General features: G+C 44.4%; 21 protein-coding genes. 6 read left to right on the top strand and 15 right to left on the bottom strand.

Going from position 1 to position 25,538, the window contains the following annotated elements; genetic code table 11:
• Window positions 1-55: 55 nt before the first annotated feature.
• Entirely contained in the window at window positions 56-436 is a 381-nt protein-coding gene (locus FN831_RS21495; protein ID WP_185960568.1) for a hypothetical protein, read from the bottom strand.
• 256 nt (window positions 437-692) lie between these two features.
• Here FN831_RS21495 and FN831_RS21490 point away from each other — a divergent pair, with 256 nt between their 5' ends.
• Window positions 693-890, top strand: coding sequence for a hypothetical protein (locus FN831_RS21490; RefSeq protein ID WP_142530265.1), 198 nt, complete (start codon window positions 693-695; stop codon window positions 888-890).
• Window positions 891-978: 88 nt separating this feature from the next.
• Here FN831_RS21490 and FN831_RS21485 read toward each other — a convergent pair whose 3' ends face one another.
• From FN831_RS21485 to FN831_RS21475, 3 genes are all read right to left on the bottom strand, one after another.
• Complete coding sequence (locus FN831_RS21485) at window positions 979-3,408, bottom strand: outer membrane beta-barrel protein (protein ID WP_185960567.1); 2,430 nt, start codon at window positions 3,406-3,408, stop codon at window positions 979-981.
• A gap of 55 nt (window positions 3,409-3,463) precedes the next feature.
• A complete protein-coding gene (locus FN831_RS21480) occupies window positions 3,464-4,570 on the bottom strand; it encodes a PAS domain-containing sensor histidine kinase (protein ID WP_142530263.1) in 1,107 nt (368 codons plus the stop codon).
• Window positions 4,571-4,668: 98 nt separating this feature from the next.
• A complete protein-coding gene (locus FN831_RS21475; RefSeq protein ID WP_142530262.1) occupies window positions 4,669-5,076 on the bottom strand; it encodes a hypothetical protein in 408 nt (135 codons plus the stop codon).
• A 217-nt stretch (window positions 5,077-5,293) separates the two neighbouring features.
• Between FN831_RS21475 and FN831_RS21470 the strand changes: the two genes are divergently transcribed.
• Window positions 5,294-6,616, top strand: coding sequence for a glycosyltransferase (locus FN831_RS21470; RefSeq protein ID WP_142530261.1), 1,323 nt, complete (start codon window positions 5,294-5,296; stop codon window positions 6,614-6,616).
• 25 nt (window positions 6,617-6,641) lie between these two features.
• Here FN831_RS21470 and FN831_RS21465 read toward each other — a convergent pair whose 3' ends face one another.
• From FN831_RS21465 to FN831_RS21440, 6 genes are all read right to left on the bottom strand, one after another.
• Complete coding sequence (locus FN831_RS21465; RefSeq protein WP_142530260.1) at window positions 6,642-7,235, bottom strand: 2OG-Fe(II) oxygenase; 594 nt, start codon at window positions 7,233-7,235, stop codon at window positions 6,642-6,644.
• 84 nt (window positions 7,236-7,319) lie between these two features.
• Window positions 7,320-7,715, bottom strand: a complete 396-nt coding sequence (locus FN831_RS21460; RefSeq protein WP_142530259.1) for a c-type cytochrome — start codon at window positions 7,713-7,715, stop codon at window positions 7,320-7,322.
• A 162-nt stretch (window positions 7,716-7,877) separates the two neighbouring features.
• Window positions 7,878-9,428 carry a DHA2 family efflux MFS transporter permease subunit gene (locus FN831_RS21455; protein ID WP_142530258.1) on the bottom strand — a complete coding sequence of 517 codons (1,551 nt, stop codon included), beginning with the start codon at window positions 9,426-9,428 and terminating at the stop codon, window positions 7,878-7,880.
• Between the two features lie 47 nt (window positions 9,429-9,475).
• Window positions 9,476-9,970 (bottom strand): DinB family protein, encoded by a 495-nt coding sequence (locus FN831_RS21450; RefSeq protein WP_185960566.1) that lies wholly within the window; start codon window positions 9,968-9,970, stop codon window positions 9,476-9,478.
• Window positions 9,971-10,100: 130 nt separating this feature from the next.
• Complete coding sequence (locus FN831_RS21445; protein ID WP_142530256.1) at window positions 10,101-10,694, bottom strand: TetR/AcrR family transcriptional regulator; 594 nt, start codon at window positions 10,692-10,694, stop codon at window positions 10,101-10,103.
• Window positions 10,695-10,820: 126 nt separating this feature from the next.
• Window positions 10,821-11,567, bottom strand: a complete 747-nt coding sequence (locus FN831_RS21440; RefSeq protein WP_142530255.1) for a DeoR/GlpR family DNA-binding transcription regulator — start codon at window positions 11,565-11,567, stop codon at window positions 10,821-10,823.
• A gap of 233 nt (window positions 11,568-11,800) precedes the next feature.
• On the opposite strand from FN831_RS21440, the gene FN831_RS21435 reads away from it, so the two are divergent.
• Genes FN831_RS21435 through FN831_RS21425 form a run of 3 tightly spaced genes read left to right on the top strand, consistent with a single transcriptional unit; the run spans window position 11,801 to window position 17,308 of the window.
• Complete coding sequence (locus tag FN831_RS21435; protein WP_142530254.1) at window positions 11,801-14,914, top strand: SusC/RagA family TonB-linked outer membrane protein; 3,114 nt, start codon at window positions 11,801-11,803, stop codon at window positions 14,912-14,914.
• Between the two features lie 18 nt (window positions 14,915-14,932).
• Window positions 14,933-16,501: a RagB/SusD family nutrient uptake outer membrane protein gene (locus tag FN831_RS21430; RefSeq protein ID WP_142530253.1), complete on the top strand. Its 1,569-nt coding sequence runs from the start codon at window positions 14,933-14,935 to the stop codon at window positions 16,499-16,501.
• 9 nt (window positions 16,502-16,510) lie between these two features.
• Window positions 16,511-17,308 (top strand): DUF4397 domain-containing protein, encoded by a 798-nt coding sequence (locus tag FN831_RS21425; RefSeq protein WP_142530252.1) that lies wholly within the window; start codon window positions 16,511-16,513, stop codon window positions 17,306-17,308.
• Window positions 17,309-17,451: 143 nt separating this feature from the next.
• Here FN831_RS21425 and glgP read toward each other — a convergent pair whose 3' ends face one another.
• Window positions 17,452-19,104 carry an alpha-glucan family phosphorylase gene (gene glgP, locus FN831_RS21420; protein WP_142530251.1) on the bottom strand — a complete coding sequence of 551 codons (1,653 nt, stop codon included), beginning with the start codon at window positions 19,102-19,104 and terminating at the stop codon, window positions 17,452-17,454.
• 160 nt (window positions 19,105-19,264) lie between these two features.
• On the opposite strand from glgP, the gene FN831_RS21415 reads away from it, so the two are divergent.
• Complete coding sequence (locus FN831_RS21415; protein ID WP_142530250.1) at window positions 19,265-19,723, top strand: NUDIX domain-containing protein; 459 nt, start codon at window positions 19,265-19,267, stop codon at window positions 19,721-19,723.
• Here FN831_RS21415 and FN831_RS21410 read toward each other — a convergent pair.
• The 4 genes from FN831_RS21410 to FN831_RS21395 all read right to left on the bottom strand — a co-directional run bounded on the left by FN831_RS21410 (window position 19,720) and on the right by FN831_RS21395 (window position 25,538).
• Window positions 19,720-21,981, bottom strand: coding sequence for a GH92 family glycosyl hydrolase (locus FN831_RS21410; RefSeq protein ID WP_394348332.1), 2,262 nt, complete (start codon window positions 21,979-21,981; stop codon window positions 19,720-19,722). The two genes, FN831_RS21415 and FN831_RS21410, sit on opposite strands and share 4 nt — an antisense overlap.
• 94 nt (window positions 21,982-22,075) lie before the next feature.
• Window positions 22,076-23,014: a hydroxypyruvate isomerase family protein gene (locus tag FN831_RS21405; protein WP_142530248.1), complete on the bottom strand. Its 939-nt coding sequence runs from the start codon at window positions 23,012-23,014 to the stop codon at window positions 22,076-22,078.
• Between the two features lie 231 nt (window positions 23,015-23,245).
• On the bottom strand, window positions 23,246-24,574 hold the full coding sequence (locus FN831_RS21400; protein WP_317132107.1) for a Gfo/Idh/MocA family protein: 1,329 nt from the start codon (window positions 24,572-24,574) through the stop codon (window positions 23,246-23,248).
• A 10-nt stretch (window positions 24,575-24,584) separates the two neighbouring features.
• Window positions 24,585-25,538 (bottom strand): formylglycine-generating enzyme family protein, encoded by a 954-nt coding sequence (locus FN831_RS21395; RefSeq protein WP_142530247.1) that lies wholly within the window; start codon window positions 25,536-25,538, stop codon window positions 24,585-24,587.

Below are 25,538 nucleotides of genomic sequence, written 5' to 3'. Positions count from 1 at the left end.
CATAAAACTCCGTACCCGACGGCATGTCAGGCAGGAAATAAACTAGAATTAAGATTTATGCCAGGGAAATGGGAGGACGGAAGAGGTTCCCGCATATCGGGTTGACATGGGAACGGTGGAAATCGAATAGCAAAGTGTGTAGTAAACTAATGCTTACAGCCTTTATCATTACCAGTTTTTCGGCAGGAACACCAATGGAGATGTGCAGATGCCCATCCATCTTTTTAAAGGGCAGCTTCATGTCCTCGTCGTCATCGTTATCGTCCAGATCATGCCCAAAATAATGCATATCCAGAAATTCTATAAACCCAATTTCGGCGTCAAGCTGATGGTGATGTATAAAATGCAGGAATATCTGAGGCGTTTTCAATATTTCACGAACAGACGTGTTAAAGAAAAGTATGGGAAGCATGAAGAAGAGTACAGCTTTGCTCACCTGCCAAATATAACAAAGTGTGCAATTAAATCAAACAGTACACTTTATCATGTCTGTTACGTTGAACTTTTAAACAATGTTTAGGTATGAGGCAATCTTTCGGCCTGCTTCAGTCTGAATTGTTGGATGTTTATGTACTGTGAATGCATCCAAGGCCATTTGCAGATTAAATGTTGTTCAAATTAAAAAAACATGGGTTACCTTTTTCACTTTAGGGCATTAATCTGTGAACAAAAGATATATATAAACATAGATTATGAAAAACGGATTCAAATTTGGCTTTTTAGCTCTGGCAATTTCTCTTTCAGTTGCAGCATGTGGTGGTAACAAAGAAACTTCAAGCACTGATTCAACTTCAACTACTGTTGATTCTACAATCACTACTGTTGATACTACTGCAAAAGACACAACTGTAAAAGATACAACTGTAAAAGATACTACTGTAAAAATGTAATCCTGGTATAACCAGATATAAAAAGCGCCCTGATGATTTATCAGGGCGCTTTTTTTGTGTGAATAGTATGGTGCGGCAGTTGACCGGTTTACTGTCTCCCTCCTCCTCCCGATTCCTCGGTAATTCCACGTTTATTCTTTTTAATTTCGCTATTGAGCCTTCCAAATTTGTAGTTAAAGCTGATATTGAACTTGCGGGAGTAGATGTCGAAGTAATTGCTTTGCCTGAAATCCGGCGTATTACTATAAAAATCAAGTCTTTTATATTTCCTGAATGGCATATCCGTATTAAACGAAATACTGCCTTTTTTATTAAGGATTTCTTTCTGCACACTGCCCGAATAAAAGAAGAATTCATTATCACGCCCCTGCAGCATCACATAACGGCTGTCATAACCAAGATTAAGGCCAACGGTATAGCCTCTCTCAAACTTATAGGTAGTATAAGTAAAGGCATGGCCCTGATAACCTTTGGTGTTATAAAATTCTCCCGCATACGTTCCGGATAACCAGACCCTGATCAGCTCAAGATTTAAATTGATACTCATCTTTTTGGTAAGCTGCAGATTTGTATTTGCATCTATACCCACCCTGCGGTTCTTGCCAACATTGGCAAAGGTAGTAGTGGTTACCGTATCCGGGCTTAAGGTCATCAGGCTTTCTACAGTTTTATTGGCAAAAGCATAATTTAACCCAATGTTGATCGCGCTTTTTTTAAATGTACTGTAATTCAATTCGAAAGTATGATTGGTCACAGGTTGAAGATCCGGATTTCCAGTAGTCACATATTTTGGATTGGTCCGGTTAATAAATGGATTTAGTTGATAAAGCCCCGGGCGCTGTATTCGGTTTGTAAAACCCAGTGTCAGGTTATTGGTACTGTCCAGTTTACGCTGTACCGATACAGAGGGCACAAAGTTATTATACCGCTGGTTCAGTGGGATCCCACCGAAATCAGCATCAATTGTCGTCCGCTCTGCACGCAACCCACTCTTCATTACCCAGTTTTTTAGTTTCAGCTGATACGTATTATAGATACCATACACATTCTGCTGATAGTTAAAATGGTTGGATTGTGAAGGGTCTATGAGGTAATCACTCGTGGTACGGTCCTGGTTAAGACTTTCAAAATCACTGTAACTGTGCCTCAGAACACTTTTTGCACCAGCTTCTATCGTCAATGACTTAACAGGATGGACGTAATCCAGCTGCATCGTGTGCGCCTTGCTGCCAGAGTTGTTGTATTGTTTATAGTTACTGGCGAGCACGTCAGGATAATTGTAATTAACGTCCTGCAGATAATCAGCAGCATTATCCCGGCGTTGCGACCAAACGGTATATTTATATGAAGCCGTTAAGAGCTGCTCTTTATTCCTCTTAAACCCGCGCTGATAATTTGTGCCCAGGTCAAATCCTCTGTTGCCTGATTCCTGATGACTGAGGAGGTTGTAATATCGTGATGCAGACTGATCGCCGTTCAGTTCAGTGGAGAAAAGATCAGACTGCTCGTAGTTTTTGTTGGTATAGCCACTAAACATACCTGTAATCAGGTCAAGGGTATCAATCTCGTAGCTAAGTTCTGCATTACCATAAGAGTTCCTCCAATTATTTTCTTCCGTTCCATTCTGGAATAAACTGGAAACCACCGGATTTGTAATGATATTCTGATTGCCAAAAGCGGTAGATTGTTTGTCACGCCTGCTGGTCCCGATATAGCCGTTCATCCCGAACTTACCTTGTTTTACCGTTCCGTTCAGATTTGTGCCATAGCCATTACGTGTATTATAACGGGTATTTATGCCCACATTATAACCCTGGTCGAGATCCTTTTTTGTAATGATATTGATAATCCCGGCTAAACCTTCAGCATCATATTTTGCCGGTGGTGTAGTAATGACTTCAATTTTCTGAATGTTGCTTGCAGGCATTGATTTAAAAACATCGGCCGGATTGATAGCCACCAGAGCAGATTCTTTCCCATTGATCAATATTTTATAATTACCGGTTCCCTTCAGTTTAATATTGTCGCTGGCATCTACAGAAACCATGGGTACCTTTCTCAGCATATCCAGCACGGTAAGCACTTTACTTTCCGCATCGCTCTGCACATCATAACTGATTCTGTCTACCTCCTGCTTGATCACAGACCTGTTGGCTGTTACGGCAACTTCAGTAAGCTGGTTGGCTGTAGCTTTCAGCTTGATCCTGCCCAGGTCACCCGCCGCCTTAAGTGGATTAATAATTTTGTTCTGATAACCTATAGAACCAACAACAAGTTTGTAAGTGCCGCTCCGGATCGCCGTAATTTCAAATGAACCGTCATCTTTGCTGATCGTACTTTTAACTTGTGTGCCCGTGGATGCATCCTGTAAGGATATCGTAACATAACCTACCGGTACATTTTTTAAGGAATCTATGATAACTCCCTTAATTGCAGATGGTTCTTTGGTTTGGGCAGAAGAAAAATAGACAGTGTTAACCGATAAAAAGAACACTAAAATTAAGGATAGTTGCTTCATATGAAGATTGATTTTCATATAGGACACAATCCAATCTGAATTGTTGCAGCAAAACTTATTTTTTAAAAGAAATGATGAAGGTACTGCCCTCATTTACGTTGCTTTCTACACTGATGTGGCCGCCCATGGCAGTTACATGCGTATAAACCAGGTGCAGGCCAATCCCTTTACTGTCAGGGCGGTTATGGAAGACATGGTACAGGCCAAATATTTTATCTTTTACTTTGTCCATATCAAAGCCCAGTCCGTTATCCGAGATCATCAGCTGCTTTGTGCCATCTAGGGTTCTTGTAGAAATTGAGATAACCGGTTTTCTGTCAGGATGGGTATATTTGATGGCATTGGTTATCAGATTGAGAAATATACTTTCCAGATAAAGCGTATTAAAAACTACCTGGTCAAACGCCGAAAAATCTTCGCTGATCGTTGCGCCGGCATCAGAAATAATTGAGCTCTCCGAGTTTTTTACGGTAGACAGCGCGGCACTCAGCATCAATTTTTCTACCGGGACATTCAATTTGTCGCCCTTTATCATCACATCCACAAAGTTATCCAGGGTTGCGTGCAGGCGTTCACTGGTGCTCTTCAACAATTTTACCAGTTCTACTGTTTCAGCATCATCGATTTTAGAGAGGTCCAGGAGATTAAATATGGCCAGGAGGTTACTTACCGGCGATCTCATATCATGTGAGGTCATTCTCGTAAACTGCTTGAGGTCTTCATTAATTTTAGTCAGGTTATCGATAAAAATATTCCTTTCCTCTTCCTGCAGTTTTTTCTCGGTGACATTTTTTGCAATAGCAATCACCAGCTTTTGATCCAGTAAGGGCATCGAAGTCCAGGACAGCCAGACAATTTCGCCGGCCTTTGTTAAATACCGGTTTTCAAAGTTGCGCAAAGGCTTTCCGCTGTATACGTGGTGCCTGGAATCGATCGTCGAGTTTTTATCATCTGCAAATACAAATTCATTGATCGGCTTTGAAAACAACTCCTCTTCGGTGTAGCCCAGCAACTGGGAAACCGCCGGGTTTATTCTTTTAAAGTAACCATCAAAACCTGCAATGCACAGCAAATCCCCCGAAAGCATAAAAAATTCATTTAACTGCTTGTACTCAAGAAACTGTTTCTTTAAAATATTGACAAACTCCGGACCATTCTCCATACCCCTCTAATGTAGCAGTTTTAAATTATTATCCGGCATTCCAGTGCTTCTAAAGGAAACCGCAATTTAAAGGCTCAAAATAAGGATTTTTCTCTACTTTATGATTTTATCTTTTTATAGATTACTGAAAGATTACTGCAGGTGTCAGGGTAAGTGCTGATCTGGGTACTATCAATCTTAACAAAACTATTTACCGGCCCCGGGCATGATCCGTTGTCATATATTACACGTTCAGCAGCGCCTTTTTTTGAATGTGCGGCACATGGCTGTATGGAATATTTACCGCATTTGATGAATTTTTCATGAGAATAAAATTCATAATCAGTGCCCGTAAATTTTATGATCGTGCCGTTCCCGGGAAGATAATTTGTAGATGCGCCTGTTTTTCTGTTGAGTTCAGTCCTTAATTCCCACTCGCCATTTAAAGCAGATACAGGACTGCCCCTGTGACAGCCTGCAATAAAGAAGGTGGTGATCAGCAGTGCCAGGCAAAAGTTATTTGTCATATCGTAGAGCTAAAACGTTTAAAGTAATGATTACGCTACAAGCCCAACCGAAATTTATTAACAAATGATCATACGCATCATTTAATCTGCAGATGAAAAAATAAAAACCTGATCAATAACACCGTATTTGGGGATATATGATTTAAAGTCAGATCGTCAACTTTGTCATATTCGGGCGCTGAATGACAGCCTGTTCAAAGTATTAATCTCATATGTTATGATCGAGGCCCTTTACGGAAAGAAAATATTATTTGCTACGGTACCCAATGAAGCACACTTCAACCCGCTTACAGGCCTGGCAAAATATTTGCAGGACGCAGGTTGCGACGTGCGCTGGTATACATCGAGGATATTCGAAAATCAGCTCCGGAGGTTATCGATCCCTCATTATGTTTTCACTAAAGCGCTTGACATCAACCCGGTAAACATAGATTATATGTTCCCGGAGCGGATGTATATTTCCGATCAGCCTGAAAAACTGAATTTCGACCTGGTAAACGTTTTTGCAAAACGTTCTCCGGAATATTTTGCAGACATCAAAAAGATCTGCAAATCATTTCCTTTCGACCTGATGGTGTCCGACTGTATGTTCTCTGCCGTTCCATTTGTAAAAGCCAAACTAAAGGTTCCCGTGGTAACGGTTGGCGTAGTGCCGCTTGCCTCAGATTCAGTAGATCTCGGTTCATATGGAATGGCGCTTAAACCTGCAGTTACTGCAGATCAGCACGATGAATATGCCAGATTGCGCGATTTTGTATCTTCGGTACTTTTTAAACGGTCTATAGAGGTTTATGATGCAATTCTAAAAGAGAACAACATCTTCATCAAACCTTCCATTCTTTTCGACCTGCTGATCAGGCAGTCTGATCTGCATCTGCAGATCGGGACAAAGGATTTTGAGTTTAAGCGCAGTGATCTTGGAAATAATATTCGTTTTGCAGGCGCATTACTGCCATATGCAGAGAGGATCAAACCATGGTTTGATCCCCGTTTAACAAAATATAACAAAATTGTATTGCTGAGCCAGGGAAATGCAGAAACTGATACCAAAAAGATATTGGAGCCCACCCTTGAAGCTTTTAAAGATACCGATACACTTGTGATTGCTTCCACAGGCGGAAGCGGGACTGTGGCATTACGCGAAAAATATCCGGCAGAAAACCTGATCATTGAAAGTTTTATTCCTTTTGAACAGGTAATGCCCTATGCCTCGGTGTGTATCACCAACGGAGGTTACATGACTACGCTTCTGAGTATCCGCCATAAGCTGCCGGTAGTTTCGGCCGGTATCTATCATGGCAAAAATGAAGTCGGTGCCAGGGTAGCCTATTTTAATTGCGGGGTAAACCTCAATACGGAATCACCCTCCCCGCAGGAGATCAGGGATGCCGTAAACGAAGTAATTGCCAATGAGGAGTACAGGAACAGTATCCAGCGGATCAGTGAAGGATTTAAGCATAAAGATGCAAATAAGCTATGTGCAAATCATATCGCCAGTCTGATCAACGGTAAAGTATCGCTGCAGGCCAATGAAAATTGAGCGGCCGCACAAAATGATAAAAGGCTCAATTCATCTTTAACCAGCCGGTGATACTCATTCGTGGCTGGTTGGTCACCAGCACTTCATGTTCCAGTTCACTGCTCTTAAAAAAAACACTTTTGCCATTTACAGGCGAGATATTCTGTAAATTATCCCTGTGGTGAATACAGAGTTCACCCCCATCTTCTTTCTGCCAGTCGGTATTGAGGTACATAATCATGGAATACTGTCTGCTGGCATTGTTGCCGAACTGGTCTACGTGTTTAGTGTAAAAGCTTCCTTTTTCATATAAAGTATAGTGAAACTCATACCCCGTGATACCCGTATAACAACTGCTGTTTAGATAACTTACAAAGCTGTCCATCAGGTCAAAGAAGTCATTTTCCCAGATATTGTTGTTTTTACGGTCCAGCCAGTAGATCATGTCGCTTCTCACCAGTTTATTGTGGACGATCAGTGCGTCATTTCCTGTGCCCGCAGCGCGCATGAGTTTTTCACGGAACAGGCTGATCAGGTTTTCTTTCAAATGAGCGGCGAGCGATTCATTTAAAAAATTTTCGGCGATGCCTACTTTATCATTTATAAAACTATCAATGAGCGTATTAAATATTTTTTCCAAAAGGAATGTTGATCAGATACTGGCGGATTGCCAGTATCCTGTCAAGGTAGCTTTAAATAACGGGGGATTTCCCGAAACAGGAACTTATTTGTTTTCCGGATGTGCATTCCCGTTGTGGCAGGTATAACAACTCACTGCAAGAACAGCTTTTGTATCGTCAGCATCTTTAATATGAAAATATTTTTTGTTGATCTTCGCCGTCATCCGCATCATATCCCTGGCAATCTCTTTTTCATGTTTGGCGTCACTTGCAAAATCCAGGCGCTTGGGATCTGTTTCACTGGCCGCATGGCAAAAATTACATTTCACCCCCAGCGCAACTTTAAATCCGTCCATGATCTTATCCAGATCCTCATGGCTGATATTTTTGGGCAGGACTTTCAGGTTACTGGCCTTTTTTGGTGCCTGGGGCATAAAGGCACTAAGCCCTATAACGGTGATGATCAAGGTTGAAAGCGTGATTAAAGTTCTGAAACGCATGTGGTCTGGATTAAGTTTATCTAATGTACTCTGCAAATAACAATATTGTCTTGCCAATGTCATACAAAAAAGCAATTTGTAATTGGTCTTAACATATATACAAATCCTGATGAGTTTATTGTTGCTGTACGTCCTGCTATTGATTGCCGCGGCCTAATCAGGCTAATGATCAGAAACGATCACATTCCCTCCTTTCCGTTTTCCTCTGCCAACGACCAGCAATAACAAAGGAAGTGTGATGGCAAAGAAAATACCTACCAGGAAATACGCGTCCTTATAACTGAGCAGCGCTGATTGTTTTACAACTACTGTGTCTATGACCTTCAATGCTTTTATTTTGGCATCAAATAAGCCGATGCCCCTGCGCTGGAAATATTCCGTATAGTTCCTGATCCGCTCTGTAAATGCCGGATTATACAGCGTAATATTGGAGATCAGATCCGTCCTGTGCGAAGCCGTTCGTCTTGCGAGATAGGTATTGACGATGGAGATCCCGAAGGAGCCGCCCAACTGACGCATCATATTGTTGAGTGCTGCGCCCTGGGGAATATCTTTGGCATCCAGCGAAGAAACTGCCAGCGCCGTGAGCGGAACCGTCAGCAATGACAGACCCAGACCCCGGAACAGCAATGCCATGGTAATTTCACTTGCAGATGTATCCAGCGAGATACCAGACATCCGGTAATTGAAATAGATAAAAAATAGAAATCCTGCAGTAATAATGATGAGTGGCGATACACCGCTCTGCAGCAGCTTCCCCGAAACTACCAATGCAAACAGGGCGAGGATTGCGCCAGGGAGCAACAACATTCCTGTCTGTGAAGGTGTCAGGCCCAGCAGGCGCTGGGCAACTACGGGGGTCAGATAGATCGAGGTGAGAATGCCCAGTCCGGCAACAAAAGTAAGCACAGCCGCTATGCTCAGTGTTTTGCTCTTCAGCACCCGCAGGTTCACAACAGGATGATCAATTCGCAGTTCCCAGATGACAAAGCTGACCAGGCTGACCACAGTGATGACCGTTAGCCATATAATATAGGTAGCGGCAAACCAGTCGTCCGTCTCGCCTCTCTCCAGAATAGTCTGTAAACATCCGATACCTACAGCCAGCAGGATAATACCAGTCCAGTCTATCCCTCCCGTTTTCTGTTTTACAGTGGGCTCAGTTAAAAGGAAGTAACAGGATATAGCCACCGCAATCCCTATAGGTATATTGATATAGAATATCCATGGCCACGAATAGTTTTCGGTAATGTAACCGCCCAGCGTAGGGCCGATTGTTGGACCGATAAAAACCCCCACCCCAAACAAAGCAGCGGCCACCCCCTGTTTTGCTTTGGAAAACTGTTCAAATACAACAACCTGTGATACAGACAGCAGCGCCCCTCCGCCTATCCCCTGCATAAACCTAAAAAAAACAAGTTCCCAGATATTGCTTGCCTGCCCGCACATAAAGGAACATATTGTAAACAGCACTATAGAACCAATATAATATTTCCGGCGGCCAAGTTTGGAAGTCAGAAAACTCGTGATCGGAATGATGATTACGTTTGCAATTGCATAAGATGTGATTACCCAGGATATATCTTCGAGCGTAGCGCCGAGGTTACCGCTCATATAATTCAGTGCAACATTTACAATAGAGGTGTCAATCAGTTCCATGATGGCGGCGGCAATTACGGTAACGATCAGTATTTTTCTTTTCAGGGGGCTCATGAGATGGTGGATATCGTATGTAAGATTAATTTGTGTGGTTCGGAGTGTTATTGAATAAGCTTAAGCTGACCAAGGTGGTATGCCAGATGCCTGGTTCGGCTCATCAGCACATTGAGTTTGTTCCGCATCGGCTCCATCGCGAAATCTTTATCCGTCATTGCCATATGCCGGCCAAACCATTCCTCATCTGAAATCGTCAGAAAACTATACCGCAATCCCTCATGCACCTTAAACCAGTGTGTTTTTAAGATGCCGGGATCCGGCATATCAAGGCCTGACCGATCTGGATTGCGAATAAAAGCTGCCTCCAGCTCCGGATAAAGTCTTTGTCCCACACCAAGTATCTCAAACAGCGAATCATTGGATGCGATCAGATGTCCGATCAGATAAATGACCCTGTTTCTGCCCGGAGAAACTTCGCTATACCATTTTTCATCCGGCAGATCAAAGATATACTGGTCGGCTTTTGCCACTTCGCCATCCCACGCACGGATGGTCATTTGAATAAGAACTTGCTGCTGCTTCATTTGGTCAGTTGTCATTTTTAATTGTTTAGTCATCGTATTCGTTTTCAAATAACGATCAGTATATAAAAGATCGTAGTAAAATGCATGCAGTGCAATGGGTTGGTTTACCATATAACAATCAGTATATGTAAGATTAAAAAATATATCAGGGCAGACAGATTTGTTCGATGTACTGATGTACAGATTCCAGAATAGTTTTCAAAGCCGAATGGTCTTGTGTTGTCCTGCTGATCAAAATTGCGCCCTCAATCATTGCTATAAAAGTAAGTGCCACTTTTTCTGTATCCACATCTTTCCTGAATTCGCCTGCCTCAACTCCCTTATGCAGAAGTTGCACCACGTTTCCTTTAAAAGAAATGATACCCTCGGCGGCTCTCTGCCGCAGCCCTTCATGTGTGTCATCAGCTTCTACACCAGTGTTCTGGATCGGGCAGCCGCCCCCAAGCATTTGCGGATTGTTATAAAATTGCAGGTAAGCCATCAGCTTGCCCTTCGCAGTTGTCGCAGCATCAACAGCGATCCTGATCTTTTTGCGAAGCATCGCGAGGTTGTAATCAAATGCCGCAATTGCAACCTGCTCTTTGTTTTCAAAATTACCATATATACTCCCTTTGGTAAGTTTGGTCGCCTTTTCAAGGTCTGTGATCGAAGTACCCGCATAGCCCTGCTTATTAAAAAGCTCGGCAGTGGCTTTAATAATAAAATCGCGTGTTGCTTCAGACCTGGGCACAAATTTCATAAGGCAAATATACCGATTGTTATATAGCTTCCAAATATAATTGTCCGCTGATGTGTAAAGTATTTGTCAATTAATGAAATTCCAGCAATGCGCTTCATACCCTTACCAGCAATGCCCTTCATACCCTTAAAGGATCTGGAGATTTTTCACCCTGTACTTTTCCAGCTTTTCATCTGTAGACGCAAGCTCTGTTACCAGGTAGTCTATATTTTCCAGTGATGCCACCTTAAGTCGTGAAGAGATGTCCATTTTTTCTGAGATACAGAGGACAGCAGATTTGCTCGACGACTTGAGCATTGTTTTTTTAAGATGATTGATCTCCCAGTCCACATCTGTTAGACCATCTTCAGGATGTATCGCATTGGTACCCATCAAACACAGGTCTGCCTTGATCTCTGAAATTTGATTGATCGCATTGCTTCCGTAAGTAACCTGCGAATTTTGTGAAAACAGCCCCCCGATCAGAATTACTTCTACGTTCACATATTTCGCCAGCTCAATCGCCACAAAGGGACTGATCGTAAAGAAAGTAGCATGCAGGTTCTCGGGCAGTTGTTTCATCAGTTCGATGATCGTTGTTCCCCCACCGGTCAGAATAACCATTCCTTCCCTGATCAGCGGGATTGTCTTTTTAGCGATCATTCTTTTTGCTTCCCTGGCATATACATCAGTGTCATCATAGCTGGTCTGATAAGATTTGGATAATGCACCGCCATGTACCTTATGCAATTGGTTAGATTCAAACAGCTCCTGCAGGTCGCGCCTGATGGTATCTTCAGATACGGAAAGCAGCTGGACAAGATCGGCCGACAATACCCTGTTATGTAAATGAATCTGGCGCATGATAAACTCATGCCTTTCTTTTTTCAACATTATACTTTTTGTGCTAAAGTAGTAAAATAATTAAATTTCTGGTGTCTTGCAGTTTTTTGCAGTGTTTTGCAGGTTTATCTTGAAATATGTTACATAAAAAGTTTATTATGCTGTTTTATTAGTGAAAAACAACTTATATATTTATAACACAGTTATATTATGCGTTTATATGCGTGTTTATAATCACCAAAACAATTAACCTAAACCAATTCTCTTACCCTAATCAAAATTTCATGAAAAAAAAGCTACTCCTGTTATTATGGGGAACTATTTTGCTGGCTGCACAAGTGTTTGCCCAACAAATTACCGTGACCGGACGGGTCACGTCTCCAGATGGGCTGCCTATGCCCGGTGTGTCTGTCAGAGTGAAAGGCAGCACAACTATTGCCCTCACCGAAGTTTCGGGTAACTACACCATCCGCACGCAAAAAGGTGATGTACTTGCATTTTCCTATATCGGAACCCTTTCGCAGGAAAGGACTGTAGGAAACAGTACAAAAATTGACCTGGTGCTCAAAGACGATGAAAACTCCCTCAATGAGGTGGTGGTAACCGCCCTCGGGCAAAAAGTTTCCAAACGTTCCCTGGGAAGTTCGCAGCAAACCGTAAAAGGAGCTGACATTGCCGGCACCCAGAGAGAAAATTTCATTAACGCGCTGCAGGGCCGCGTAGCCGGTGTAGAGGTAACCAGCACTTCGGGCGTTCCGGGAGCATCTTCCGCTATTACCATCCGTGGAGTAAGCTCGATCAGCGGCAGCAACTCTCCTCTTTTTATCGTAGATGGCTTACCGGTCGACAACAAAACGCTGAACACTTCAGCCTTTGTATCTGATGCCAGTTCTACCACCTCGTTTGCAAACAGGGGTGTCGATTTCACCAACAGGGCTGCAGATATCAACCCCGAAGACATTGAATCACTGGTAGTGCTCAAAGGGCCTGAGGCCGCAGCACTGTACGGTATTGATGCGGCGAACGGCGCAATTGTGATCACTACCAAAAGAGGTAAAGCCGGTGCCGGATCTGTAAATTACAGTAACAGCTTCAGAGTAGAGGCCATACGCTCAAAACCAGAAATCCAGCATGTTTACGGTGTGGGCACCAACGGACAAAGCAATACCGTTACCTCGCTGGCCAGTGGGGCTTATACAAACTTCGGGACTCCTTTTGCCCCCGGTACACAGCTATATAATAATATAGACGATTTTTTCCAGAAGGGATTTACACAAAAGCATAACCTGTCATTTGACGGCGGATCAGACAAAGTTAATTACCGTATCTCCACCTCATATACAAACCAGGAAGGTGTTGTGCCCAATTCAAAGTATGACAGGTTTAATTTAAACGGTTCTTCACAGGGCCAGGTAAACAGCTGGCTGAAAACAGACCTGTCCATGTCTTATACGTATTCGGATAACGACCAGTCTTTCAAGGGCGGTAACGGCCCGCTGATCGGTTTATTGGTTTGGCCGCAAACCGATGATGCCAGGAATTACCTTACACCAGCCGGAACCAAAAGACCAATCTCATTACCAGGCTTCCCGAACGGACTACTCAATGATATCGACAACCCATATTTCAGCTTAAACAAAAACATCATCAATTCCAAGGTGAACAGGATTATTTCCAACTTTGGCTTAACGATCACTCCATTCAGCTGGGTAAACTTTAAAACAAACATCGGTATTGATGCCTATACTTCTCAGAACCTGATCATCAAACACCCCGAAAGCTCGGCGGGTTATTCACGGGGAGGTACAATTGATGTAGCCAATGACATTACCAGGAACCTGAACATGCAGAATCTGCTGAATTTCACAAAACGAAACATCACCAAAGACCTGTCATTTACGGTTACCCTGGGCAATGCGATCCAGGATGCCAAATCAAATATCGACTCCGGATACGGAGAGAATTTCCTTGACCCCAACTTTGTATCGCTGAATAACACAGCCACAAGATTAAACAGAACAACCATTGCACAGCGCAGACTGGTTAGTTTTTTTGGTACCACAACACTGAACTACAAGGACTACCTGTACCTGAATGTTTCGGGACGTAACGACAGGACATCTACGATTCCAATCGACTCTTATTCATTCTTCTATCCTGCAGTAACCGGTAGTTTTGTATTCACAGATGTTCCTGCATTCAGCGGACTCAAAAAAATCTTTACGTCTGGTAAGTTAAGAGCAGCATATGCTGAAGTAGGCAAGGATGCCAGGCCATATGCCTATCAGCCTTCGCTGGAGAACAAGCTCACCACTGGTGGCGGCTACGGTTACGGATTTACCGGCCCAAACCCAACCCTAAAACCTGAGTTTGCAAGATCCTATGAGTTTGGTACTGAACTTGCATTCCTGAATGACCGTTTAGGTGTAGACGTTGCAGTATACCGTAAAGAAACCAAAGACCAGATTGTTAATGATATCCGCGGCAGTTATGCTACAGGATTTATCCTCCTGAACCTCAATGGCGGTGTAACGCGGAATAATGGTATTGAAGTTTCGCTCAGAGGCACGCCTGTCCAGAGCACAAACTTCAGCTGGGACATCCTGGCTAACTTTGAGCATGCCAAAGGTACCGTCATCAGCCTTCCAAACAGCCTTCCTGAATCATATGTATCAGATACCTGGCTGTACGCAAACGTAAGGAACGGCAATACGCCAGGGAATTCTACCCGGTCATTGTCAGGATTGTTTTACCTGAGAAATGATAAGGGCGATATCCTGATCAACCCCACCACAGGGCTGCCGGTAAGATCTACGACCTTTATCGACAGAGGGTACGACAGGCAGCCAGATTTCAGTATCGGATTAACCAATACCTTCAGGTATAAAGATTTCTCCCTTTCATTTCTGATCGATACACGTAAAGGCGGCGACATCCTCAATGCTACCGAACATTACCTGACCACGCTGGGATTAAGCACCCGCACACTTGACAGAAACACTCCGCGCGTAATTTCAGGGGTTTTACAGGATGGAAAAGAAAACAGCAGTACGCCAACCAAAAACACAATCGTGATCAATCCCAATCTCCAGAATACTTACTACACCAGCACAAGTGAAGAACAATTTATAGAAAAGGACATCAACTGGGTGAGGCTAAAAGACGTTACGCTTTCCTACAAACTTCCGGCTAAAATGTTAAAGCGCCAGAAATTCTTCAAAGACGTAAGTGTATTTGTTACCGGAACAGACTTGTTCCTGATCACCAACTATACAGGCCTAGACCCTGTGGTCAACGGAAACTCAGCTGCTGTAGGTGGTTCCGGAGGACAGGGTATTGATTTTGGTAACTTCCCTATGCCTATCGGGATCAACTTTGGCCTAAAAGTAAGTTTATAATATTTAAGAGATATCATTATGAAAAAATTATATACAGTTGTTTTTATCGCCTGTTTGCTCCTCAGCGGAACTGGCTGTAAGAAATACTTGGATGTGAACACCAATCCAAACGCACCGCAATCGGTTACAGCAAATCTTTATCTGGCACCCATGTTACACTGGATGGCTACTGCACCGCAGTACGATAGCCGCTTTATCAATCGTTACACGCAAAATATGACGGTAAACAGTACCATCAGCACCTGGGACCGTCATGGATATGATCCGGTATCCGACAACGGGGCCGAACTCTGGAGAGATGTGTACTGGTCTTTCGGCCAGAACCTGGTTGACATGATGACCAAAGCCGAAGCAGAACAAAGATGGGACCTGCTCGGCGTAGGATATGCTCTAAAAGCCTGGGGATGGCAGTCGCTCACTGACGTACACGGTGAGATTATCATTAAAGAAGCGATTGACCCCACAAAAACTACGTTCAATTACGACAGCCAGGAGTTTGCCTACCAGGAGATCCAGCGCCTGCTCAATCTGGCGATCACAAATTTGCAGCGCACAGATGGTGCGGTAGATGCTGCCTTTCTTGGTAAAACAGATATCATCTACAAGGGCGACCGCACTAAATGGTTAAAGTTTGCCTATGGCCTCCTTGCCGTCAATCTCAATCATTACAGTAATAAAACCTCGCTGTACAAACCTGATGACGTCATCGCTGCAGTCGACAAGTCTTTCGCAGGTAATATTGACGACGCTTTGGTAGCATACACCGGCATATCCAATGACGACAGAAACTTCTTAGGCCCCTCCAGAGCCAACATGGGCAGTTACAGGCAAACACTGTTTATCCTGGGCCTCCTCAACGGAACGCAGTTTGCAGGAGCACCAGACCCGCGGTTAAAAAGAATGCTGTCTCCTTCGCCTGATGGCCAATACAGGGGGCTCAATCCAACCTTTGGTAACGGTGCCTTATTGACAGCCCAGATTCCAAATAATATCTGGGGTTATGCATCAGCCACCATTGCAGCCGGCACACCTACTATTTATATTTTTGATGATAAAACCAAAATGCCGGTAATGACCTATTCCCAGCTGCAGTTTATCAAGGCCGAAGCAGCCTACAAAAAGGGCGACAAGGCAACCGCATTGACCGCCTATATCAATGGGATTTCTACACACATTGATTTTGTGAATGCAAGGAATCAGGACGCATCACAGCTGCCTGCACAGATCACCGCTGCTGAAAAACTGGCCTATCTGTCATTGCCATCCGTGGTACCTACTCCTGCTGCTTTAACTTTAACACAGATCATGGAGCAAAAATATATTGCCCAATGGGGATGGGGATGTTTGGAGCAATGGATGGACCTGCGGAGATACCATTATACCGATGCAGATCCTGTTACAGGGCAGCAGGTATTTGCAGGTTTTGTTATTCCTACGGATATCTATCCTGACAATGTAGGCAAACCTGTATACCGCATCAGGCCGCGCTACAATTCAGAATATATCTGGAACCGCGCAGGACTCGATAAAATAGGTGGCCTGGCACCGGATTACCATACCAAACAAACCTGGATCGTTCAACCTTAAATCTCAGTCATGAAAAAAATAAATATATTCACTACAGCATTACTGCTTTCAGCGCTTTTCTCTTCCTGCAAAAAAGATGGCGTACACGAGATTGCTACCACTACTACAGATAATGCGGCACAAATTAAACTCTACAATTTCGGAATCAACTCACCTTCCCTGAATTTTTATGCCAATGATGCCAAAGTCTCAGCAATCAGCAGCGTCACGGGTGTAGAAGCCACCACTGGCGTAGCATATGGAAGTATATTTCCAGCATCAAACTATAGTTTTTTAACCGGGGGAACTTATACTTTAAAAGGGATCACGCCAACCCTTGCGGCAACAGATCCAAATGTAACGGTTGCTACACTGCAGACAACTCTGGTCAACGGAAAGTTCTATTCACTGTATACCAGCGGGTTTTTTAACACGGCTACCAAAACAACGGATGCGTTTATTGTAGAAGACAAAATCCCTGAGGCAAACGCTACCTCTGCCAATGTTAGATTTGTAAATACGGTCCCTAATGCCACACAGGGTTTTGACCTGATTGTAAAAAACACGACTACCTTAACAGAGACAGTGATCGCAAGAAATATCGCTTACAAAGGGGTGTCTGATTTTGCACTGGTTCCAAATGGCGTATATGAAATTTATGCACGTTATGCCAATGGTACTACAAATGTAATCAGCAGAAACGGTACCTCTGTAGTGTCATTCATTTATGGAAGAACATACACAGTAAGCTCGAGAGGCGATATCACAGTAACCAGTACCACTGCCGTTAACCGTCCGTTCCTGGACAATACGTCTAACAGGCCATAAGTGATTACCAAGCGGAGTTTCCAGGGGCTGTTTCATCGATGATATTGAGCCGCTGAGAATTGAATATCTGAATTGCTCCCTTAGGGTGTACAAGTAAAAATAGCAAAAAAGAGGCTGTATTATTTACAGCCTCTTTTTGGTGGTTATGAGATATACATTTTCTCATAGTATTCTGCAGCCATCCTGCCAGCTTCAAAAACAGGCTCTACATCTGCTGCCGACTTTTTGAGAATAGTTAACCAATCCGCCTGACGGTGATAATACATCGGCAAAATTGTTTGCTCTATCACCTCCAGCAGACTGCTGTTTTCTGCGGCATCGATTGCCTCATCCGACTTTCTGTCGGCGGCAACCGCTATGAGAAAGCAGTTCTCTTTATCCCTGGCAAATTCGGGCACCCAGCCATCCGGTAATGACAGGTTGATACTTCCGTTCATGGCAGCAGTCATTCCACTGGTACCAGATGCTTCACGATACATTTTTGGGTTGTTCAACCATACATCAGAGCCTTTTTTCAGCAATGCTGAAAGCCCCAGTTCGTAGCCGGTTAGTACCGCGCAATTTGCAAATGCTTTGGTACGGGTGATAATCTCATTAAAAAGCTCGTTTGCGCCCGTATCTTCAGGATAAGGCTTTCCTGCCCATATGAACTGCACAGGGAATTGTGCATTGCTGATGAGATTCAGAAACCGGCTCCAGTCGTACATCACCAGGTCTGCCCGCTTGTATCCGGCAAAGCGCCTCGACCAAACGATGGTGAGCACATTTTCATCAAACAGCTTTCCGCACTGGTCTGCCACAGTTTTGAATAATTCTTTCTTTAATGCTTTCTTGCGGCCCGCAATTGCCTGGTCATCGTCTTCATTTATCGCGCGCGCAATCTCCGGGTCTTTCCAGTAAGCGCCGTTCTGCGCGTTTGTGATCGACGTGATCTCCGGTACGCCCGCATTGGCGCCCCACATCTCTCTTGCTACCTCGCCATGCAGCCTGGATACGCCATTGGCTTTACCAGAAAATTTCAGGGCAGCCAGGGTATAGCTAAACATATCCCCTTCAAGATTTAGAACATGCTTTACTTCATGATCCTGCAGATGATAGAAAAAAGACATCTCCTTCAGCAGTGCGTAACTGTGCTCCTCGTTTCCTGCCATCTCAGGCGTATGGGTAGTAAAGACCACGCGTTTTTTTATCGCTTGCAGGTCCCTGTACTTTGCATAAAGATAAAAGTTAAGGCATACCGAATGTCCTTCATTCATATGGTAAAAATCGGGTTCCATTTTCAGCTGATCAAGCAGCGTTGCGCCGCCAATCCCAAGGATAATGCTCTGCGCAATCCGCGTTGCTTCGTTCGGATCGTATAAACGATGGGTGATCGTACGCGAAATCTCGTCATTCTCAGGAATATCCGTGCTTAGTAAAAACAAGGGAGCAGAACCAAAAGTCTCCGGTTTTAATAGGAAAGCTTTTACGTGTACCGGCGTATCATGTACCTGCACGGTAAAAACAATTCCCGTATCATGTAAAAACGAATAATCCTTTTCTACAAACGAGGGCACCATCAAACCTTCTTTATCCCTGGCCTGATCATAATAGCCGTATTTCCACAGCATCCCGATCCCTACCAGGTTTTGTTTGAGCTCGTATGCGCTCCTGAAATGAGATCCGGCAAGAAAGCCGAGCCCGCCGCTGTATATTTTAAGCGCCTGGTCTATTGCAAACTCCATTGAGAAGTAAGCTACTGAAGCACTGTATTTTGGATCCGGAGTATAGCCGAATATATCGTCTCTTGTTAACATAGATGGTTTTAGATGTATGAACTTATATGATGACAAATTTAAGGCTATGATGTTTCATCTGGCGTTAAGTTTATATTAAGAGACGAATGTCCGCTAACTGCAGTGGAGCATATGAGCTTTAATATCATTCTACCAGACCTAAAATCATTTATATTTGAATATGAAAAAAAGCGCCGGGATACTCCTTTTCCGAAAATCGAAGCTTGCAACTGAATTTTTCCTGGTTCACCCGGGAGGGCCTTTCTTTGCGAAAAAAAATGAAGGCTGGTGGACGATCCCAAAGGGAGAACTACTGGAGGAAGAAGAGCCCTTAAGTGCTGCAATCAGAGAATTTGAAGAAGAAACAGGCTATCGCCCCAGCGGTGATTTTATCCCCCTGCAGGCCATTCAGCAAAAAGGCGGAAAAACCGTTCTGTGCTGGGCGGCGGAAGGAGACCTGGATGCGGATGCCATAAAAAGCAACACTTTTGAAATCGAATGGCCGCCCCGTTCAGGAAAAATGAAAAGCTTTCCGGAAGTAGATCACGCTGCCTGGTATACTCTCGCAGAGGCTGCTGTCATGATCAATGAAAGACAGAAATCCTTTTTAGAGGAACTGACAGCGATAATAAGAGCCTAATCCAGCCCCCAGCCTTTATCTGGTTGATCCTGCAGCTCTACTTCTATTTTACCGCCCTGCATTAGCTTTTCGTAAGTAAGGTAATTGGGCTGATATGCTTTCCCATTCCATTTCACACTGGTAATATAGCCTGAGTTTTTAGATTTTTTGCGCGAAATGATTTGTAAGGATTTTGCCCCCGGCAATCCGATGGTCACACTGTCAAACAGCGGTGTTGTAAAAGTATAACGATTGGATACCGGATCTAAAGGATAAAAACCCATTGAGGCAAATACATACCAGGCAGACATCTGCCCGGCATCATCATTTCCGCTCAAACCACCCGGCCCGTCACTGTATTCATCGGCCAGGATCTCCTTTACCCGCAGATGAGTTTTCCAGGGAGAAGAGGTAAAATTATACATGAACGGGATCTGGTGACCAGGCTCATTGCCATGCCAGTACTCATGTTTATCAAATAATAAATCCAGGGATTTCTCCAGTCCTGATTTTCCTCCCATCAGTTTGCTCAGTCCCGGAACATCCTGTGGTACATAAAAAGTATATTGCTGTGGTGTTCCCTCGGTGATGTATGGCTCTTTGGCATTCCCCTTAAATGGCTGGTACCAGCTTTTATCAATATACCTGCCCCTCATCATGTTCACCTCCGGATCAAATACATTACGGTAGTTTTTGCTTCTCGCCAGCAGGGTATTGTAGTCGGCAGTCTTGCCCATTCCCTTAGCTACCATCGCCAGGGCGTAATCATTATAGGCATATTCAAGTGTGCGGCTTACCTGTTCTTTCTTGTGGAAAGCTTCCTGAACACTGTCTTCCATAGGGATATAGCCGTATTTGAGATACGAGCTTAGTGCCCTTCGGCCCTTGCCATTCACATAGTCTTCCTTGCCTGGCGTATCAAAAGCATTCTGGCGCATCAAACGGTAAGCTTCTTTCACATCATAATTACGGATGCCTTTGGTATACGCAGAGGAGATAAATGAAGTACCATGGTCGCCAACCATTGCCGCTGTATAACTGTTCCAGCAGGGGAAAATAGGCAGCCATCCGCCCTGCTGTCCTTTGAGGATCATAGACTGTACACAGTCATTGATCAGGCCCGGTTTCAGCAATTCAAAAAGGGGCAGCTGTGCGCGATAGATATCCCACATAGAGAAATCATCATAGTAATTGCCTTTGCTTATTTTTTTTAGCTGGTAGTCTCCTGCAAACTGCGGATAGGTTCCATCAATATCATTAAATAATCTTGGGTGCTGCATCGCATGGTAAAGCGAGGTATAAAAAATGCGCTTATCCTTTTCCACCGGCGTTGTCACCTGTATCTGGCCCAGTGCCTTTTGCCAAACCTGCCTGTTTTTCGCTACCAGCGCAGTAAAATCCCAGTTGCCAATTTCGGCCTGTAAATTTGCGCGCGCTCCTTCCAGGCTGCTGAATGAGGTACCGATCCTTATCCGGAGCTGATCGCCCTTATTAACCTTAAAGCCCAGGTACGCGCCAATATCCTTGCGGTCTTTTACACTATTTGCTGATAAGATCGTATCTCCGCTAAATGTTCCACCGGTTCCGGCAACCCTGTCCAGCTTGATATAGAAATATCCGCTAAATCCCGCGGGCTTGCCCCAGCCCTGGTAGATCCGATGGGCAGGGTTATATCCCCATACCTCTCCCTTTTCCAGATCCACTTGAATAAATCCCTGTCCCTGATCGCTGTTGGGCATGATCAGCAGATATAAACTATCAGCTTTCTTTGCTGTGAACTGCATCATTCCCGCCCTCAGCGTAGATGTAAATTCTGCATCCAGCTGATACGAAGGCAAACTTACTTTATAATAATGAGGGGCTGTAATCTCATCCTTGTGAAAGAATTTCGTGCCGTATTGGTCCGCTGTGGTTTTCAGGCTTCCCGTAAGCGGCATCACCGTAAAACTTCCATAATCCTGCGTGCAGGATCCGCTCAGCCAGTGCGTAGCCCTAAACCCATTGATCACATTGTCCTGATAAAAGTAGGGCGGCTGGCACTTGGTTTCAGACAGCCGTGTCTGCGGTGTAAACTGCGTCATGCCAAATGGCAATCCTACAGCCGGAATGGTATTGGCATTTAATTCAGTTCCGCCGCCATGTTTCAACGACGCAGCGGTAGTACTGGCTGCAGTACCTGCCAATGGCTGTACATACTGAACAACATCCTGTGCGTTTACACTAAAATTTATAAGAGCTGCGGATAGAAATGCTAAATATTTGGTTTTCAATTGATACACAGATGAGGGGGCTAATACAGAGCCTAAAGTAATTATTTTTGTATTAAAACCGCCTCTTTACTCCCGCTTAAAGTAAGATATTGTTTAATCCGGGTTAGGCCAGAAAATTATCAGATTCACGGTAAGCCTGGATCACCCTCAGCTCTCCTTCCTTGCCTTTAACAGAATTACCATGCTCCATGCCCATTACACCTTTATAGCCTTTCTCATGGAGGTGCCTGAAGATGTTCTTATAGTTGATCTCTCCGGTTGTAGGTTCCTTTCTGCCCGGATTATCGCCGATCTGGATGTAGGCGATCTCTTCCCAGCAGCGGTCCAGATTAACGATCAGGTTACCCTCTGTGCGCTGCATATGATAGATATCGAAAAGTATTTTACAGGAAGGACTGTTTACAGCCTTGCACAAACTGTAGGTTTCATGCGTCTGCTGCAGGAACAACTCAGGGGTATCGCTTAAAGTTTCCAGTACCATCACCAGCCCATGAGGTTCAAACACCTCAGCGCCCGCACGCATCGCGTCCATTATATTTGACATCTGTATACCGTAAGGAAGCTTTCTTTCGTAAAATCCCGGAACAACCGTAAGCCATTTCGCATTGCACCGTTTCGCGGCCTCTACTGATCGCTTGCAGGTGTCTACAAAATGATCCCTGAATTCTTTCCTGCCTGTAGCAAGAGAGGACTTCCAATTATCTCCGCCATCCACTACAAAAACGCCCATTCGCATGCCCAGTTTCGCAAGAAGGTTCCCAATCTTTGTTTGCTCATCAAGCGGTCTCGCCAGAAAACCATTGTCCTCTATAGCCCGAAAACCCTGGTCATACATAAACTGAATCTGATCAGTAAAACTTTTGCCCGCATGGTTTGCAAACATCCCTTCATGGGGCGCATAATCAAGGTTAAAAGTTTTACCTCCCATCGATGGATAAGCTGCTGGTTTAGCCGCCCCTTCAGCCATCGCATTAACCGATGAACCTGCCAGCAGCGTTCCTGTAGCAAGTAAACTGTTTTTGATAAATTCTGTTCTGTTCATATTTCAAATATATCATTGATATGTCTCTTTTCGCTAATCTCAACAGTTAATTTATTCATAAATATACAATAGTCTGATTATAAAGTTTATAAACATAAATAAAAGCACAAAAAAGCCTAATGTAAGAATGAGCTTAACAACAAAGTAATCTGATCAAAAACACGCTTAAATGTGAAATAAGGCATATTTAATCGTATTTCCGGCACAATTCTGTTTATTACTCAAATCCTGTTAGATTACCTTGGTTTTACCAGGCATTGGCACAGGATATAACCCACTTTCATCCGGCAAAACTTTTGGGCGCGCAGTCCAGCTTAACTGGTCTGGCATCAGGCTATTCTCTGCCTTCAGTGCATCGTCCCATTTAATCGTTTCGCCAGAATAGGTGGCATATCTCCCGATAATAGCCGTAAAACAGCTTTTGGCACCGCGTTCTGCATCACTGAATTTATGTTCGCGCCTGCTCACTGCGGCAAACAGCTCATCATGTTCAGTTTGATATGGATTGGCATTGCCCTTTGCCGGATGCCTGTAGATTTCCCGACCTGTATGATCCCATATCACAGCCTGGTTAGAGCCAGATAAGTAAACCTTTCCTTTAGTTCCCTGAAAGCTTTCATCCACACGGTTAGCGGTTCCTTCAAAATGCCTGCACTGGCTATGGATCACAGCACCATCTGCATAGCTGAGCTCCACCGAATGGTTATCGTAGATCTCGCCATAATCTTTGCCTGTCCTCCAGGCCCGGCTCCCCGTCCCCTGTACCGACACAGGATAAGCTCCTTTCACCCAGTTGGCAATATCGATATTGTGAACATGCTGCTCAACAATATGGTCGCCGCAAAGCCAGTTAAAATAATACCAGTTCCGCATCTGGTATTCCATCTCTGTCTGGTTTGCCAAACGTTTCTTTACCCATACTCCGCCACTGTTCCAGTAAACCTGCCCTCCAAATATATCTCCTATCTCTCCGTTATGGATTCGCTGCAGCGCCTCCCGATAATTGGCCTGATAACGGCGCTGCAGCCCCACAACAACATTGAGTTTTTTCTGCTTTGCAGTTTCTGCCGCGGCCAGTACCCTTCTGATCCCTGGTGCATCTACAGCTACAGGTTTTTCCATAAAAATATGCTTTCCCTGTTTTACGGCTTCTTCAAAATGCACAGGCCTGAAACCAGGAGGTGTAGTAAGCAGCACTACATCTGCGAGCGCAATCGCTTTCTGGTAAGCATCAAACCCGATAAACCTGCGTTCCTGCGGAACATCCACCTTTTGTTTGAACTTTTCAGAAAGCGCTTTATGGCTGCTGTCCATCCGGTCCTGAAAGGCGTCTGCCATCGCTACCAGCTTTACGTTTGCCGAAGTGCTCAATGCCTGAAAAGCTGCGCCCGTGCCCCGGTCGCCACAACCGATCAGCGCAATTTTAATCGTATCATCAACGGACGAATGCCCGCCGGCAAAAGAGAAGTTATTCAACAATACACCTCCCGCAATCAAAGCAGAGGCTTTGATAAACTCACGGCGTTTTCCGTTTAAATCTTCATTGTTCATATCTTTCATATTTTTAAGGTTAATAATCAGGGATCACAGGCTGGTCATAGTAGGCATCAATCTCAGACTTTGAAGGTGTAGGCAGAGGCCGTACGAGCCTCATACCTACAAAAGGCGCTTCAGGGAACCACCAGTTGCTTTTAGGGATCTGCGGGTCCAGTTGTTTCCACGAAGGATCTGAGGCATGGCGGGCCGCCGAACGCAGGTCCGCAGCCATATCTTCGTAACTGCCGCCACGGATCACATGTGCATATAACTTGTCGGGCACAGCCACCGGATTGCGTGCCGATGCTTTGGGAAGACTGTAAAAACCAGGTATATACTGATCGTAAGTCCACTCCGCTACATTGCCGTACAGATCATATAAGCCCCATCTGTTTGGCTTCTTCTTTCCAACCTCATGTGTTTTACCACCACTGTTCAGCTGGTACCAGGCATATTGATCAATATCCTTCAGCTCACCAAAAGCATATTCGGCACTGCTCCCTGCGCGGCAGGCATACTCCCATTCAGCTTCAGTTGGAAGACGATAAAACACTCCTGTTCTGGCATATAACCACTTGCAGTACTGTATCGCATTGTATTGCGTCATCGCAAGCGCCGGATGGTTTTCCTTTCCCATGCCAAAGGTCATATCCAGATAAGGCTTGGTTGGCCTGGTAACCGCATCCACCTTCGGAGGGACTATCCCCGTACTATGGCTTACTTCAAAATCCCTGTAAAGAAAGGGCTCATATAAATCCCAGGTCAGCTCAAAGGCAGCCATCCAGAAGGCATCCAGCTTTACAGGATGCAGGGGAAGTTCATCTGCTTTGCCATGCGCACTGCCCATCATAAATTCACCCGCTGGCACAGGCTGCATCGTAAAAGCAAGTCCAGTTCCTTCAATCTGTTGCCGATACGACTCCAGTTTCTGCTGTCCAATGCAGAAAAAGGAGTTGATCAGCAGAACGAACGTTAATAATGCTTTCAT

Origin of the sequence: Pedobacter westerhofensis (assembly GCF_900182595.1) — a bacterium.
Classification (GTDB): Bacteria; Bacteroidota; Bacteroidia; order Sphingobacteriales; family Sphingobacteriaceae; genus Pedobacter; species Pedobacter westerhofensis.
The sequence above is the reverse complement of the archived record's forward strand: the minus strand, read 5'-3'. Positions and strand labels throughout refer to the sequence as shown.

What these genes read in the sequence shown, in the direction of transcription:
- FN831_RS21490 (WP_142530265.1), top strand. Translation starts at nt 693, where the DNA reads ATGAAAAACGGATTCAAATTTGGCTTTTTAGCTCTGGCAATTTCTCTT.
- FN831_RS21485 (WP_185960567.1), bottom strand. Translation starts at nt 3,408, where the DNA reads ATGAAGCAACTATCCTTAATTTTAGTGTTCTTTTTATCGGTTAACACT.
- FN831_RS21480 (WP_142530263.1), bottom strand. Translation starts at nt 4,570, where the DNA reads ATGGAGAATGGTCCGGAGTTTGTCAATATTTTAAAGAAACAGTTTCTT.
- FN831_RS21475 (WP_142530262.1), bottom strand. Translation starts at nt 5,076, where the DNA reads ATGACAAATAACTTTTGCCTGGCACTGCTGATCACCACCTTCTTTATT.
- FN831_RS21470 (WP_142530261.1), top strand. Translation starts at nt 5,294, where the DNA reads ATGATCGAGGCCCTTTACGGAAAGAAAATATTATTTGCTACGGTACCC.
- FN831_RS21460 (WP_142530259.1), bottom strand. Translation starts at nt 7,715, where the DNA reads ATGCGTTTCAGAACTTTAATCACGCTTTCAACCTTGATCATCACCGTT.
- FN831_RS21455 (WP_142530258.1), bottom strand. Translation starts at nt 9,428, where the DNA reads ATGAGCCCCCTGAAAAGAAAAATACTGATCGTTACCGTAATTGCCGCC.
- FN831_RS21450 (WP_185960566.1), bottom strand. Translation starts at nt 9,970, where the DNA reads ATGACAACTGACCAAATGAAGCAGCAGCAAGTTCTTATTCAAATGACC.
- FN831_RS21445 (WP_142530256.1), bottom strand. Translation starts at nt 10,694, where the DNA reads ATGAAATTTGTGCCCAGGTCTGAAGCAACACGCGATTTTATTATTAAA.
- FN831_RS21440 (WP_142530255.1), bottom strand. Translation starts at nt 11,567, where the DNA reads ATGTTGAAAAAAGAAAGGCATGAGTTTATCATGCGCCAGATTCATTTA.
- FN831_RS21435 (WP_142530254.1), top strand. Translation starts at nt 11,801, where the DNA reads ATGAAAAAAAAGCTACTCCTGTTATTATGGGGAACTATTTTGCTGGCT.
- FN831_RS21430 (WP_142530253.1), top strand. Translation starts at nt 14,933, where the DNA reads ATGAAAAAATTATATACAGTTGTTTTTATCGCCTGTTTGCTCCTCAGC.
- FN831_RS21425 (WP_142530252.1), top strand. Translation starts at nt 16,511, where the DNA reads ATGAAAAAAATAAATATATTCACTACAGCATTACTGCTTTCAGCGCTT.
- glgP (WP_142530251.1), bottom strand. Translation starts at nt 19,104, where the DNA reads ATGTTAACAAGAGACGATATATTCGGCTATACTCCGGATCCAAAATAC.
- FN831_RS21415 (WP_142530250.1), top strand. Translation starts at nt 19,265, where the DNA reads ATGAAAAAAAGCGCCGGGATACTCCTTTTCCGAAAATCGAAGCTTGCA.
- FN831_RS21405 (WP_142530248.1), bottom strand. Translation starts at nt 23,014, where the DNA reads ATGAACAGAACAGAATTTATCAAAAACAGTTTACTTGCTACAGGAACG.
- FN831_RS21400 (WP_317132107.1), bottom strand. Translation starts at nt 24,574, where the DNA reads ATGAAAGATATGAACAATGAAGATTTAAACGGAAAACGCCGTGAGTTT.
- FN831_RS21395 (WP_142530247.1), bottom strand. Translation starts at nt 25,538, where the DNA reads ATGAAAGCATTATTAACGTTCGTTCTGCTGATCAACTCCTTTTTCTGC.